A 13,556-nucleotide genomic window follows, 5' to 3' on the forward strand; every position below is an offset into this window, starting at 1 on the left:
ATAAAAGAATTGAAATAGCAATCCCCTATGTAAATAAGGTATAATCTACATATAGTGAACCTTTTACGTCATTAAATAAAAGGTTCTTATACTCAAAAATTCATAAACTAGAAGGTGCAACAATGTTAAGTAGTTTTATTCATTCAGTATTAACGTTTTTTGAAGGATTAGGTTATTGGGGCATTATGCTTGGACTTATGATTGAAATTATCCCAAGTGAAATTGTCCTTGCTTATGCAGGATACTTAGTATTCAATGGAAGTATCTCATTTATAGGCGCTGTTGTATTCGGTACAATTGGCGGTGTTATTGCTCAAATCTTTATTTATTGGCTTGGACGATACGGCGGACGCCCTATATTAGAACGTTACGGAAAATATATTTTCATACATAAAAAACAAATAGATGCTGCAGAAGATTGGTTTAATCGTTACGGAACTGGCGTCATTTTTACAGCACGCTTCATTCCAGTAGTGCGTCATGCGATTTCAATTCCTGCTGGTATTACAAAAATGCCATTACTACGTTTCACTACATTAACAGCACTTGCGATTATCCCTTGGTCTATTATTTTCATTTATTTAGGTGAAAAACTAGGTGAAAATTGGGAGAATATAAATGATATTGCTGGTCCGTATGTGAAATCATTCGCAATTGGTGGCGTCGTACTTATACTTTTATACTTCGTTATAAAAAAATGGACAAAAAAGCGTAAAAATCTCGCTTAAGAATATAATAAAAACCGCTATAAATTCATTCGGAATTATAGCGGTTTTTTATTTATATATGAATTAATCTTCAGGAATTATATAATACCTTTCCATCTACATTTACATGGATAAGCAACCATTTGATCATTTCTTTCGTATATTATCTCAAAAAGGAGTGATTCCCCTATGCATTGGCAGCAAAAAATACCGTACTTAATCGGACGCCCTATCGGCATTTCCTTCATAAATGGGCAAGGAACTTCTGGTGTATTATGTTCAGCGCATGATGGTCAATTATATGTGTATGAATACCTTTATCAAGCTCAGTTTGCAATGAAACATTATGATTATAGACAGATTCAAGATATACATGCATTCCCAAATTGTCCTCACCAAAATCCTCTATACTAAAAAAATCGGAACGGCTCATAGCCATTCCGATTTCTATACTTTATTTCTCAGAATAAAATTTCTGCACTGCTTCATCAAAATAAATCCAACCTTTCCAGCCCAAATGAATCGTATCTTTTAAGAAATACTTATCATATTCATGACCAGAGAAATCAATTACTGGATATCCTGCTTTCTCAACCTGTTCTCGAACTTTTTTATAATACACTTCACGGCGTTCTTTCGGGAAGCCAGTATAATCATACCAGGGCCCATTTACAGGTACAGAAATAAAGAGTGGTTTGACATTTTTCTCTTTAAATAACTCTAAAATAATTTGTAAATCATCGTATTCTGGTGATTCATCATATGTTTCATTTGCTCTAAAGTTTTTTAAACCTTTTAGTTTTTTCTTCAGATTATTCTTATGATAATACGGATTTTCAATTCCGAATGTATTTGTAGTAGACTCAGCTTTCCCTTCTTGTTCTGCGTGTTTACGTGCGTCTTCCCAAGAAATTGAACGAAGTCCGATATTTGTTTTCTCCTTCATCGGTTCGATTTTAAATAAAGAGTTAAATATATCTCTATGATCTAAAATATTTCGATGCATATAAGCAAGTGGTTTAACTAAACCTGCTTTTATGTTATGTTTCGTATCATTATATACAATACCTTCTAATGAATTTTTTAATATATCATCTTCTTGAACAACTTTATAATCTAATAGCCGTTTCGCGATTTGCTTTTTCATTTCTGGATTTATCTTATCATTAAAAATAAAATGATATGCTTGTTGTTTGGAGAAATTATTAGTGAAATCCCCTTGTGAGACACCAGTCTTTGTAAACCATTGTGGTGAAAGAACAAAGACTACTTTTTTACCTTCTAATTCATCCATAGTAGATGTCATATTTAAAATATGAGCTAAACTTTGTGTACCGCCAGTTCCAATTAAAAACGGTGTAAAACCAGCTGGATTTACTTTGAAATAATTAGACGGATGATATGCATCCATTCGTAAAAATTCTGATGAACCGTACATCGGTAAATACTGTGAATTCTCTAACATTTTTTGCTGTAAGAAAACACTTTGTAATTTCTCTTTTTGTAAAGAAGTTGCCGCATCTTCTACCTTCTTATCACTAATAAGCGATACTAAACTTTTCGATGGGATTAGAATGATAATGAAAAAAAGCACACATGCTAAAATTATAGGACCAAAAGCATGCTTCATTTTCATCTTCTGTCCCTCTTTCTATCGTTATTAAATTGTAACCCTTGTTTTTGACACGTCATCTTTTCTCTCCTTTGTCTCTATACATGTCCCATTCTATTTATCTATTATATACATGTATGTATTTCCTTCCTTGTTCTATTAAGCCCTATATAAATAGCGCAAGAAAATGTTTCCATAGAAACATGTTAATTATACAAGATTCTACATAAATTTCACACTGGAATTTTAGTAATAATTTTATTTTTTAACAATAAAAAAACATATGAAATGTCTAGAATTCTTCGGATGATGTATGAAGTTCAAAATATGATAATAAACGCCCGCTATGATTAACTTCATGAGTATATATAAACCCGAGCTTTCGTAAAAGTTTTTTCGAGCTCTCATTTGCTACTTTAACTCTAGCAATTATTCTTGTTACATTCAAAGTCTCTATTGCATATTTAATGGAAGCCTCTGCTGCTTCTAATGCATACCCATTCCTCCAATGTTCTGGGTCAAGGAGATACATAATTTCTATTGCACCTGTTTCATCTACCTTTCTTAAACCACAATGTCCTAAAAGCTTTCCTGTTTCACTATTAAATAACAACCATACCCCGAAGTCATACTGTTCCCAATGTAAGATAAGTTGCCCAATATAATCATTTGTTTCTTCCTTCGACATTCCTCTTGATTTAGCCAACCATTTGCCAACAGTATCTTTTTTTAATATGTTATAAAACTGATTAATATCTTCTACAATTGGTTTCCTCATAAATAATCTTTTTGTATAAATTACTTTCTCTTCTTCAAACATAGACATCATTTCCCCTCCAAATACTGTTTACAGACTAATAAATTATACCATGAACTATTTTTCTAACTTTAAATAAGAAAAACAGACTATCACATACATGAAGTCTGTTTCTCCATTCTTTTATTTTTGTACATCTGCCCATTTTAAACTTGTAGCTGGACCAAATTGATGTACATATAAATCTTTCACATATGGTTTTTGTAAGTAAGATAATCCGCGCTGGAATACCGGTGCAATTACTGCATCATCAAGTAGCATTTTTTCAGCATCTTGCATTGCTTTCCAGCGAGCCTTTTCATCATTACCTAATTCTGTTTTAATCTTCTTAATTAACGCATCATATTCTGGGTTTGCATATTCTGTATTATTGACGCTACTTCCAGAAAGGAATACTTCTAAGTAAGTCATTGGATCTGGATAATCTGGTAACCAGCGTGATAACGACATTTCATATTCTTTCTTCTTCTCAAGTGCTAATTTTTGCGTATGTGGTTGTAATTTCACATTCACTTTTAATCCTGGTAAGTTTTTCTCAAGCTGCTCTTTAATGTACTCTCCAACTTTTTTAAAGTTTTCCAAGTCATAATTTAATAGTTCTAACGTCACTTCATTTGTACCTGTCTCTTGTTTTGCTTTCTCCCAATATTCCTTCGCCTGTTTTACATTTGTCTTATTAAACTCACCAGCCGTACTTCTAAAATCTTTCTTATCTGGGCCCTTTAAAAATCCTTTTGGTACGTAATAGTTTGCTGCAACCGATCCATCATTTAAAAATGAATCTGCGAGTCCCTTCTTATCAAAAACTGTACTTAGCGCAAGACGTGCATTTTTATTTTTAAGAATCGGTACATTTTCATTAAATCGGAAGAAGTACATAACTGGATCTGTATATTGTTTTAACTCTTTATTATTTTTATATTTATCTACGAATTCTGTAGAAATAACAGCTCTATCAACTTTATCTGTTTCATATAAATTTACCGCAGTTGAAATTTCTTTTACAATTTGATAGTTTACTTCATCTAACTTCACTTCTTTTTTATCCCAATACTTATCGTTTTTCTTCATTGTAAAGCTAGCTTCATGCTTCCACTCTGATAATGTAAACGGTCCATTATATACCGCTTTATTTGCTTCTAATCCATATTTATCACCTTGCTCTTTCGCATATTTTTCGTTAATTGGATAGAAGGATGGTAAAATTAATAATTTCGTAAAATACGGTACAGGATGTTCTAGCTCTACGACGAATGTTTTATCATCCTTCGCTTTTACTCCTAATTCATCTAGACCTAGTTGTTTTTTATTTATCTTCTCAGCATTTTTTACATCGTACGCAATGTATGCATATTGAGAAGCAGTATCTGGATTTACCAATTGCTTCCAAGCGTATACGTAATCATGAGCGGTTACTGGCTCTCCGTTAGACCATTTCGCATCACGTAATTGGAATGTATATGTTTTTCCATCTTTACTCACTTCATATTTTTGTGCGCCGGCTTCAATTACTTCATCATTTTTCGATAGACGAAATAGTCCTTCCATTACGTTATTCAAAACGTTAAACGAGACTGCATCTGTTACTTTCCCTGAATTTAACGACGGAATTTCACCTGTTTCTAGTAACTGTAATACTTTCTTCTCATCTTTCGGCTTTGTTGCAGTTTTTTCTTTTGCGCAACCAACTAAAAATGAAGAAACTAATAGAGTACTAACTAATGAGTAACGAACAACTTTTTTCATTTAAAAACCCCCTTCTATTTTTAAGGTAAGTAACGACGAGCACCAGCGTATTCTTCTATATATCCTGGTGTATTTAGCGGTATAATCTCTACCGACCTTTCAGCTCTTGGTGAGTGAATCATATTGCCATCACCAATATACATTGCAACGTGATGGACACTACCTTTCCCTTGATCATGTGCAAAGAAAATTAAATCTCCTTTTTGTAGATTTTCTTTATCAACTGCAACCCCTGCTCTTGATTGCGGTCCAGAATCTCGCGGAATTGTAATGCCGTGCGATTTATAGATCGTATGTGTGAAGCCAGAGCAATCAAATCCAAAACCACTTGTACCAGCCCATATATACGGTAAGCCTAAAAACATTTTCCCTGTGTTAATTAAATCATTGGCCGCCGGAGTTGGAATATCAGTTTGAGATCGGTAAACTGTTCCATCATTTTTTCGTAGCCATGCTTTCTGACCATTTGGCAACAATACACGGTATGAAATTGTGTCTTCACTTAATAGCGGCAGTCTTGTATTATAACTGACTTCAAGTGATTTATGTTTTTCAGAAGGATTTATATATAAAATCGCTGTTGGTTTAGTTATTAAGACAAAAGGTTCATTTGTTTTATCTGCAAATTCTTGATTATATGTTAATTGTTTTTCAGGCATCCAGCCCGGATAACCTTCTTCATTTCGTGGTGTTGGCTGTCCATGCACTAATACCTTCACCCATTCGCCTTTCTTATCAATAACAGTTACTTCTTGACCGAGTAAAGCTTGTGTTTCTAATTTATTTGCATTTGTTAACCATAGTTTCTCGTCAAGTGTCATTGATTTCGTCCATTTCCATAGATCCACTGGATTTGTTGCACTCGGTGTATCGATTGGTCTTAATGAATCAGGTGCTGTCCATAACGTTGCAGCAGATACATCTATAAATGCTTTATTATCCTTCTTTTCTTCAGCATTTGCCGATGTAAACGATGAAAATATAAATAAAGTTGTTAAAAATGCAGTTCCTACTTTTTTCATATATATCCCCCTTAAAAGATAGTTTACTTGTCTCTTCTCCTAAGATTTACTATTCACTGTCGATTGAAGGTTTACTTTTGATCCAGAATAAGTCATTCCTTCTGGCTCTTCCATTAACCAAAGCGGTGCATCAAGATCAAAATAATGAATATTAGGATGCGCTGCCGCTAAATGCGCAACAACACTAACGGAAAGTGAAGACTCCATCATGCTGCCCACCATACACTTCACACCAGCTGTTTCTGCGATATCAGCAATACGCCATGCTTCACGTATGCCACCACATTTCATTAATTTAATATTAATAAAATCTGCATATCTTCCTTGAACGAGCTTTAATGCGTCACTTGCTGAAAATATACTTTCATCGGCCATAATTGGCGTTTGCACACGATCTTTGACGTACTTTAACCCATCCCAATCTTTCGCGTGTACTGGTTGTTCAATAAATTCTATATTTAAATTACGATTTTCCATCTCTTGAATGATAGAAACCGCTTCTTTTGGACTCCAACCTTGATTCGCATCTAAACGTAATGTCGTATTTCTTGGTACCACATTTCGAATTGCCTCAATACGTTCCAAATCTAAATGCGCCTCTTTACCCACTTTAATCTTTAATGTTTGAAATCCTTTTTCTATATGTTTCTTCGCTTCTTTTGCCATTAATACAGGCTCATCCACACTCACTGTAATATCGGTATGAATTTCTTTCTTCCCGCCTAACAATGCATATAACGGCACATTTTGATATTGGCAATATACATCATATAAAGCGATATCTACCGCTGCTTTCGCACTTGAATTTCCAATACAACTCATTTGAATGCGCTGTAGTAACTGCTGAAATTGAATGATATTTTGACCAATTAAACATGAACGCATCGGCCCTAAAATCGCTTCTTCCATTCCGCTGGTGAAATCCCCCGTAATAACTGGCGTTGCGGCTGCAGCCCCCTTACCAATCACTCCTTCGTCTGTATGAATATAAACATCTATACTTTCAATTTCGGTTACAGTACGAAGCGCGGTTTTAAACGGTGTATGCAGTTTTACACGTCTACGATTTACTTTTACATCTGTAATTTTCATTTTGTTCATCCTTTCGTTCTCCAATGAAGTGAAATTTTAATCCACCGGAGGTTTATACCCACGGATTATTGGGTAAACCTATTGGGCATTTACTCTTCTATCTCTCTACTTTGTTTTCGTTTACTTTTAATGTAGGACGATAATGTGAAATAAAAAAATCCAGCCATAAGAATGATTCTTACGGCTGGATTTTGTCTATGATTGAGTAGACAAAGCAGCAATCTGATTATATTTTTTCTGTGCATCTTTTAGCGCTACAAGTAACGCTTTTTGAGAAGAACCGAAATATCGGTTCTTTACTTCCATTACTAACGCCGGGTCATTTATATTTTTATGTAGAAATAAATATTTAACAAATTGAGATGTTAATGCAATTGTCGCTGAGCAGTCTGCATCTACAATTTCCCCTGTATCCTTAACAAGTATAAATGCTACGAAATAGCTTTTAAACTTTTCAGTAATGGGATTATTTTGAGGTGCTTTCGCATCCCCTACGATATAAATTGTATTTGAAGCGTACACAGCTATCTTCCTTTCTTATACAAGGATAACGGGTTTCTTAATAGTCGTATGAGCGAGGAACTCAACGTTGATTAAAAAATGTATCCGCTTACCTTGTATTATAATATAATTGACAGAATTTTAACAACATTTATTTTAGTGCATATTCCATATTTATGAAAATAGCTTAAACTCTTTATTTCTACAATATGTGATTGTTCCTTGTACCATGACATTCATACATAAAAAACTGCACCCCCAATTGTTAGACGGTGTCTAACAATTGGGGGTGCAGTTCAATGGCTAACTGTTTTTATTACTTTGGCATCACAAATATAGTTTCATTTGACTTAGAAAATTGATACTCTTTTCTCGCTAACTTCAAAATTTCTTCCTCATCGTCTGTTAAATTTTCTATGTTAGTCTTTAAAGAATCTTTATCTTTCTTTAAAGATACTAATTGCTTCTTTTGATCCGTAATCGTATCTTTCTTTTTATCAATTACTTCTTGTTGTTTCGTTAAAATATATTGAACGTACAGAGTAGTTGCCGCAATAAAAAGGACCATTAAAATAAGTCGCCTTAACTTCTTTTTATTTATCCTACGCTTGTCACTAGGTTGTGATAATTGCTCTGGTATATTAGGAACATTTACTCGTTTGAGTTTCCTCATTCAAATCCCCCTAACCCATATTTTTCACTACCATCGGCACGTTTTCTTACTAAATTAAATTCTATTCTTATAAAATAAACTCCTTCACAAAAATATCCCATAAATTAACCAATTAAAGATAGCATTCGACGACATTTCCATATTTACACCGTTTTTTTTTATACATGCTGCTATAAAATAGTAGTTTCTGTAATTCTTTTTCTACTATTGTAGAAGAGTTTTTTCACACAAAAAATTCCTTGCCCACATATCCATGTTATAACATGCTTACAAGGAGGAGAAATATGCATTACCGCACATTAGGTAAAACTGGAATAACTGTTTCTGAAATAGGTTTTGGCGCATGGGCAATCGGTGGTGATGAATGGGGACCTGTTAACGATAAACAATCTATAACCGCTATAAAAAAAGCAATTGAGTGTGGTGTGAATTTTATTGATACTGCGGATGTGTATGGTTTAGGACATAGCGAAAAGTTGGTGGCTACCGCGATTAAAGGACATCGCAATGATATTATCCTATCAACGAAAGGTGGTTTAATCGGGCATCACTACGACCCTAATGGAGTTCCTGTATATGATACTCCCGAAAAAATCATCGCCGTATTCGAAACAAGTTTACAACGTCTTCAAACAGATTATATTGATCTTTATTTTTGTCATATTTGGTGGCATAATCGTAGGGAAACAGAAGCATTTCTACGTGCATTTGACATATTAAAACGTGATGGCAAAGTAAGAGCAGTCGGTGTTTCGACTCATGATTTACAATACATTCATCATTTCAATAACAACAACGAAATTGATATCGTACAGCTTGATTACAATATATTAAATCGAAAACCAGAAAAAGATATATTACCATTTTTACAAGAGAAAAATTTAGGAGCTGTTATTCGTGGTCCATTAAAAATGGGCATTTTAACTGGAAAATTCACAAATAAAACAATTTTTCCGGATGGAGATTTACGCAAAGATTGGCCAAATGAAACTTGGTTTCAAGAAGACTTACAAACTGTAGAGAAACTTCGGTTGCTCTCAAATAAAAATCAGACCTTAGGGCAACTTGCACTTCGCTATGTACTCTCTCATCCGGCAGTAAGTGTTGTAATTCCTGGTGCCAAAACAGGAATACAAGCACAAGAAAATGCAAATGCATCTGTTCGCCCTATGTTGAGTGATGAAGAGCTTAACTATATTCATTCAATATAAAAAGCCCAATTCGGGCTTTTTAATTTGGGAAACTAATATCATACTCCATTCGCTTCGCTGTGTCCTCCGCAACATGCACACCTAACAAGTTTTTCACAATATGAAATGCCATATTAATTCCAGCTGAAATTCCGGCAGATGTTATAATATGTCCTTCATCTACAAACTTTACATTTTCTATAACTTCAACATTTTGAAACTCATTTTTAAACTTTTCAATACTAGCCCAATGTGTTGTTGCTTTTAAACCTTCCAGTAAACCTGCTTTCGCCAGTAATAGCGCTCCTGTACAAACTGAAGTCATCAGCTTTACTTCTTTCATTTGTTGGCGAATCCATTTTATTACTATTTCATTTTTTATTTCATATTCTCCAGCACCTAGCCCGCCCGGAATTATTAAAATATCCACTGGTGGTAAATTTTCAATACTATAATCTGGCTGTACCTTCAATCCGTTCCTTGCTGTAATCATTTCCCCATTCTCGCTAACTGTATAAACAGTAAATGGTTTTTCCTCATTCACCTCAGTTACAGAAAAAACTTCAAATGGCCCTGCAAAGTCTAACACTTCTACTTCATTAAATAAAAATATACCAACACTCCATTTATTCATCATAAGTTCACTTCCTGTTTCAAATGATGTAATAGATGATCATATCCTTTTTCTAATGCAATATCATACGCTGTTTTCCCATCATTTTTCTTTATCATCTTATTAGCTCCATTTTTAAGGAGTAACATAATTATTTCTTCATTTCCTAATAATGCCGCTTCGTGAAGTCCTGTCCAGCCACCACTTTGCATAATATTTACATCTAATCCTTTTTCAATTAAGAAAGCAACATGTTCACTTTGCTTGTTCGCAATTGCTGCTTGCAAAGGCGTATTTTCATTTTCGTTTTTCGCTCTACTATGTATATCTGCACCACTTTCTAAAAGAAAACTCGCTATTTCTTTCTGTCCAAAATAAGCTGCTAAATGAAGTGGTGTCCATCCATCTTCACTACATTCGTTAACAATACTTGGACTCGCCTTTATAAACTTCACTACTTTTTCCTTATTACTACTTATAACAGCTTGTGCTATTGATTGTAAATGCTCCATAATAATCTCCCATTCTTCAAAATATTTAAGCATCTCCTTCTACATGTTCTATTCATTATTATATTTTCCTTTTAAAACCTTAAGTTTACATAATAATATTATATATCACTTTTTTGTGCTTAATGCTGAATAGCAATAATGTTAAAAATACTGCCTTTAAACAATGAAGACCATGATTTCATTAGAGTGACTGAAAAAGCAAGCAAAAAACTATACACATAGTTTTCATCATATTTGTTCAGTTGCATGAACTAAAACAGGTAATGTTTATTCTGCTATTTATGCTTTCAACATATCAAATAATATTATTCCAATAAAAAACAATCCATTTTAAAAATGGATTGTTTTTTATTTCTGTTTTAAAAATGGATTGTTTTTTATTTCTGTTTTATGCGGTTTATTTTATTTTTGTATTTTCAATGATGAAATAATTATATTTACAAAAATGAAACGCTACTATCTTAGCCCCTCTTATAGTAAGTTTTTCGTTCGAAAACAAAAATATAATTTCACCTTACAATTGAAAAAACATATGTAAAAGTTTCTAAAACAGCTGCCTTATCATACTAATCTATAGCAATTCTGTCTTCTTCCCTTACCTGTTTCCTTTAACACATACGATTTTAAAACTAGCGCCGTTAATGCATCTGTTAATGTTTTATATGATAAATTTGATAATGCCAATAGATCGTTCGTATATAACATTCTATGCTTCTCTAATAATAATAGTACTAATCGTTCAGACGGTTTTAATGCCTCATCACTTTCTAGTATAAAGTCTATATTTTTCATTTCTCTAATTACTACTCCTTATATAAAAAAATACTTTAGGTGCTAATTTAATATAAAAATAATACATAACAAAATTTGAAATATATTAAAATAACATTGTTTTAAAACACTATTATACTATAACATATAAAAAGCATTTCCCGAAATAGGAAATGCTTTTTATATTGGTTATATAATTCTTCAAAAACTACATTTAAAAACGGTTAGTCATTCTCTAAATATGAATGACTAACCGTCTTCCAGCTTCTTCTCAATTAACATGTTTTACCTTAAATATTTCTTGCAATATGTGGCTTACTGTAATGACTTGTTCCACCGCCACCTACTACTACTTTACCACCTTTTTCGAAAATTAATAATTTACTTGAACCATCTGCAAGAAGCACTATTACTTCAGCATTATTACTTGTTGCTATATAAATTACATAACCACTCTTTGATATACAAGTTTCCCAATTCGCATCAAATTCTGATCTTACTACACGATTTGAATACACTTGATTTTCAATTCTATCTTGTTCTACGTTTTCCAAATTTATTCTCCCCTCTTCCCTGCATAGTTATATATATTAAAATAGCACCATCTAAAATAGTGACCGATTTTAACATAAATAGTATATGTAATTAGTAGGAGAATGCTTGGACAATAGAAACGAAATAGACTTCGGGAATTTTACAATTGAAACTTCTCTTTAATCATTTCCGCTACTTCTTTTGCACTCAAATACGTGTTATTAATTTTTATATACTCTTCTTTTTCAATTTCACCATGAAGAGAGTTTAATCTATGCATTTTCATCGTTTCTTTCAAATTATTTTCAGACCACTCAATATCTCTTTTTTTCGGTTTATGTTCTAATCTATTCGGGCTTTTATTTCGTTCTAATCTTTCATCTAATTCCGCTTCCAGCTCTACAAAATACACTGTCCCACCTTTTGATTCAAAAATATTTTCTACATGATGTATATAATCCCAATCCTCTTGGAGGTCAAATGCCCATATATACGTAAAAATCATTCCAGATAAATCACTTTTAGATACTTCTTCAAATATTTCATTACGAAATAAACTTACTAGTCTTTTTGCTTCTTTCGTACTGTAATCAAAAATTGGACTTACTAAATCAATTGTCATGTGGTTATGAAAAAGTTTTAAACCAGTTAATGTTGCTAATTCTTGCCCCACTGTCATTTTCCCAACTGCTTGTGGGCCAAATATTAATATAAGTTTCATTTATTTCCCTCCAATCTTTCTCTATAAACCATTACATAAAATAAAAAATAAGACAGCCGATTTTAAAACGATTGCCTTATTTTTTATTCATAGTTTTAGTTCTATTCTTTTCGCACAGCTTCAAAAGTAATCATTTGATTTGCATTTGACGGTTCTTTTTCATAAACATATTCAGCAGAGCAAGTAATGTTTGAGAAACCTATACTTTCTAAAAGAAGTATAAACTCTTCTATTCCATACCAGCGCAGCGCAAAGCGTTGCAATTCTGTTTGTACTAACTGTCCTTTACTCCACTTTTCATATTTCAAATATGATACAGTAACTTGGTTCAGCCAATCTATTTCAATTGATTTATTTTCTAATGTGATTCCGTCTCCGCTTGGCAAAGAGAAAGTCGATGTATGAATTTCCCCAGTCTTCCATTTATGCGGGAGCATAATATCTACGATTAATCGTCCACCTGGATTAAGATGTTCATAAAAACATATTAATGCATTTATAGAATCCAAACGATTTTCAATTAAACAAAAAGATCCAGTAGGAATGATAATTGCTTCATATTTATGCGGAAGTGAAAATTGTTGCAAGCTTCCTTCATATAAATTAGGATGTAAGCCTCTCTCTTTACAGCGCTTACGGCAAGAATCTAGCATTTCAGGTGAATAATCTATCCCATCCACTTTAAAACCAGCCTCTAGAAGCGGAATGATGACACGCCCTGAACCTACTGCGGCTTCGAGGATTCTTCCTCTACAATCTTTTAAACGTTCTTTGTAATACTCAATATCACCATTTAAAGAATAACCGACTGGTTTTGTGTAATCATACAGTTCCGTACAAAGTGTACTATAAAAACTAAACATTTATTTTCTCCTCCGTTTTTACGTACGGAAGATTTCAATTCAACTAATCTTCCTGTACCTCTAATTTTAATGAGATTTCGAAAGAGCTGACTATCATAATATATCACTCACTTTCCATAGAATATAATGATATTGTATTACATACCCTTCCAATTTGAAATATAAAAATTAAAAATTCAGAC

General features: G+C 33.0%; 16 protein-coding genes. 3 read left to right on the forward strand and 13 right to left on the reverse strand.

The window, feature by feature from the left end:
* Positions 1-122: 122 nt before the first annotated feature.
* Together uptA and MR112_RS14145 are read left to right on the forward strand one after the other, a co-directional pair.
* Entirely contained in the window at positions 123-728 is a 606-nt protein-coding gene (uptA, locus tag MR112_RS14140; RefSeq protein WP_000952913.1) for an undecaprenyl phosphate transporter UptA, read from the forward strand.
* Between the two features lie 168 nt (positions 729-896).
* Positions 897-1,121: a hypothetical protein gene (locus tag MR112_RS14145; RefSeq protein WP_000558689.1), complete on the forward strand. Its 225-nt coding sequence runs from the start codon at positions 897-899 to the stop codon at positions 1,119-1,121.
* Positions 1,122-1,161: 40 nt separating this feature from the next.
* Here MR112_RS14145 and dltD read toward each other — a convergent pair whose 3' ends face one another.
* From dltD to MR112_RS14180, 7 genes are all read right to left on the reverse strand, one after another.
* The gene (gene dltD, locus MR112_RS14150) at positions 1,162-2,343 is read right to left on the reverse strand and encodes a D-alanyl-lipoteichoic acid biosynthesis protein DltD (RefSeq protein ID WP_000782309.1); all 1,182 of its coding nucleotides are present in this window, start codon (positions 2,341-2,343) and stop codon (positions 1,162-1,164) included.
* A gap of 268 nt (positions 2,344-2,611) precedes the next feature.
* Positions 2,612-3,145, reverse strand: coding sequence for a GNAT family N-acetyltransferase (locus tag MR112_RS14155; RefSeq protein ID WP_000061617.1), 534 nt, complete (start codon positions 3,143-3,145; stop codon positions 2,612-2,614).
* A 114-nt stretch (positions 3,146-3,259) separates the two neighbouring features.
* Positions 3,260-4,882 (reverse strand): peptide ABC transporter substrate-binding protein, encoded by a 1,623-nt coding sequence (locus tag MR112_RS14160; RefSeq protein ID WP_000758260.1) that lies wholly within the window; start codon positions 4,880-4,882, stop codon positions 3,260-3,262.
* Positions 4,883-4,902: 20 nt separating this feature from the next.
* Positions 4,903-5,904, reverse strand: a complete 1,002-nt coding sequence (locus MR112_RS14165; protein WP_000755417.1) for a C40 family peptidase — start codon at positions 5,902-5,904, stop codon at positions 4,903-4,905.
* A gap of 39 nt (positions 5,905-5,943) precedes the next feature.
* On the reverse strand, positions 5,944-7,005 hold the full coding sequence (locus MR112_RS14170) for a dipeptide epimerase (protein WP_242245055.1): 1,062 nt from the start codon (positions 7,003-7,005) through the stop codon (positions 5,944-5,946).
* Positions 7,006-7,191: 186 nt separating this feature from the next.
* Positions 7,192-7,518: a DUF3870 domain-containing protein gene (locus MR112_RS14175; RefSeq protein ID WP_000271312.1), complete on the reverse strand. Its 327-nt coding sequence runs from the start codon at positions 7,516-7,518 to the stop codon at positions 7,192-7,194.
* A 295-nt stretch (positions 7,519-7,813) separates the two neighbouring features.
* On the reverse strand, positions 7,814-8,170 hold the full coding sequence (locus MR112_RS14180; RefSeq protein WP_001228727.1) for an FtsB family cell division protein: 357 nt from the start codon (positions 8,168-8,170) through the stop codon (positions 7,814-7,816).
* Positions 8,171-8,454: 284 nt separating this feature from the next.
* Here MR112_RS14180 and MR112_RS14185 point away from each other — a divergent pair, with 284 nt between their 5' ends.
* Entirely contained in the window at positions 8,455-9,381 is a 927-nt protein-coding gene (locus MR112_RS14185) for an aldo/keto reductase (protein ID WP_000559357.1), read from the forward strand.
* 19 nt (positions 9,382-9,400) lie between these two features.
* Here the strand turns inward: MR112_RS14185 and MR112_RS14190 are convergent, their stop codons facing one another.
* The 6 genes from MR112_RS14190 to MR112_RS14215 all read right to left on the reverse strand — a co-directional run bounded on the left by MR112_RS14190 (position 9,401) and on the right by MR112_RS14215 (position 13,374).
* Positions 9,401-9,997, reverse strand: a complete 597-nt coding sequence (locus MR112_RS14190; RefSeq protein WP_242245056.1) for a DJ-1/PfpI family protein — start codon at positions 9,995-9,997, stop codon at positions 9,401-9,403.
* A complete protein-coding gene (locus tag MR112_RS14195) occupies positions 9,994-10,485 on the reverse strand; it encodes an ankyrin repeat domain-containing protein (protein WP_242245058.1) in 492 nt (163 codons plus the stop codon). Before MR112_RS14195 ends, MR112_RS14190 begins: the two co-directional genes overlap by 4 nt.
* 561 nt (positions 10,486-11,046) lie before the next feature.
* Positions 11,047-11,277, reverse strand: coding sequence for a hypothetical protein (locus tag MR112_RS14200; RefSeq protein WP_000789029.1), 231 nt, complete (start codon positions 11,275-11,277; stop codon positions 11,047-11,049).
* Positions 11,278-11,546: 269 nt separating this feature from the next.
* A complete protein-coding gene (locus MR112_RS14205) occupies positions 11,547-11,810 on the reverse strand; it encodes a hypothetical protein (protein ID WP_000432421.1) in 264 nt (87 codons plus the stop codon).
* Positions 11,811-11,950: 140 nt separating this feature from the next.
* Complete coding sequence (locus MR112_RS14210; RefSeq protein ID WP_000767065.1) at positions 11,951-12,511, reverse strand: AAA family ATPase; 561 nt, start codon at positions 12,509-12,511, stop codon at positions 11,951-11,953.
* 101 nt (positions 12,512-12,612) lie between these two features.
* The gene (locus tag MR112_RS14215; protein ID WP_000490912.1) at positions 12,613-13,374 is read right to left on the reverse strand and encodes a class I SAM-dependent methyltransferase; all 762 of its coding nucleotides are present in this window, start codon (positions 13,372-13,374) and stop codon (positions 12,613-12,615) included.
* Positions 13,375-13,556 lie beyond the last annotated feature (182 nt).

It is taken from the genome of Bacillus cereus group sp. BfR-BA-01330 (genome assembly GCF_022663885.1).
Taxonomy (GTDB): Bacteria; Bacillota; Bacilli; order Bacillales; family Bacillaceae_G; genus Bacillus_A; species Bacillus_A cereus.

What these genes read in the sequence shown, in the direction of transcription:
- uptA (WP_000952913.1), top strand. Translation starts at nt 123, where the DNA reads ATGTTAAGTAGTTTTATTCATTCAGTATTAACGTTTTTTGAAGGATTA.
- MR112_RS14145 (WP_000558689.1), top strand. Translation starts at nt 897, where the DNA reads ATGCATTGGCAGCAAAAAATACCGTACTTAATCGGACGCCCTATCGGC.
- dltD (WP_000782309.1), bottom strand. Translation starts at nt 2,343, where the DNA reads ATGAAAATGAAGCATGCTTTTGGTCCTATAATTTTAGCATGTGTGCTT.
- MR112_RS14155 (WP_000061617.1), bottom strand. Translation starts at nt 3,145, where the DNA reads ATGTCTATGTTTGAAGAAGAGAAAGTAATTTATACAAAAAGATTATTT.
- MR112_RS14160 (WP_000758260.1), bottom strand. Translation starts at nt 4,882, where the DNA reads ATGAAAAAAGTTGTTCGTTACTCATTAGTTAGTACTCTATTAGTTTCT.
- MR112_RS14165 (WP_000755417.1), bottom strand. Translation starts at nt 5,904, where the DNA reads ATGAAAAAAGTAGGAACTGCATTTTTAACAACTTTATTTATATTTTCA.
- MR112_RS14170 (WP_242245055.1), bottom strand. Translation starts at nt 7,005, where the DNA reads ATGAACAAAATGAAAATTACAGATGTAAAAGTAAATCGTAGACGTGTA.
- MR112_RS14180 (WP_001228727.1), bottom strand. Translation starts at nt 8,170, where the DNA reads ATGAGGAAACTCAAACGAGTAAATGTTCCTAATATACCAGAGCAATTA.
- MR112_RS14185 (WP_000559357.1), top strand. Translation starts at nt 8,455, where the DNA reads ATGCATTACCGCACATTAGGTAAAACTGGAATAACTGTTTCTGAAATA.
- MR112_RS14190 (WP_242245056.1), bottom strand. Translation starts at nt 9,997, where the DNA reads ATGATGAATAAATGGAGTGTTGGTATATTTTTATTTAATGAAGTAGAA.
- MR112_RS14195 (WP_242245058.1), bottom strand. Translation starts at nt 10,485, where the DNA reads ATGGAGCATTTACAATCAATAGCACAAGCTGTTATAAGTAGTAATAAG.
- MR112_RS14200 (WP_000789029.1), bottom strand. Translation starts at nt 11,277, where the DNA reads ATGAAAAATATAGACTTTATACTAGAAAGTGATGAGGCATTAAAACCG.
- MR112_RS14210 (WP_000767065.1), bottom strand. Translation starts at nt 12,511, where the DNA reads ATGAAACTTATATTAATATTTGGCCCACAAGCAGTTGGGAAAATGACA.
- MR112_RS14215 (WP_000490912.1), bottom strand. Translation starts at nt 13,374, where the DNA reads ATGTTTAGTTTTTATAGTACACTTTGTACGGAACTGTATGATTACACA.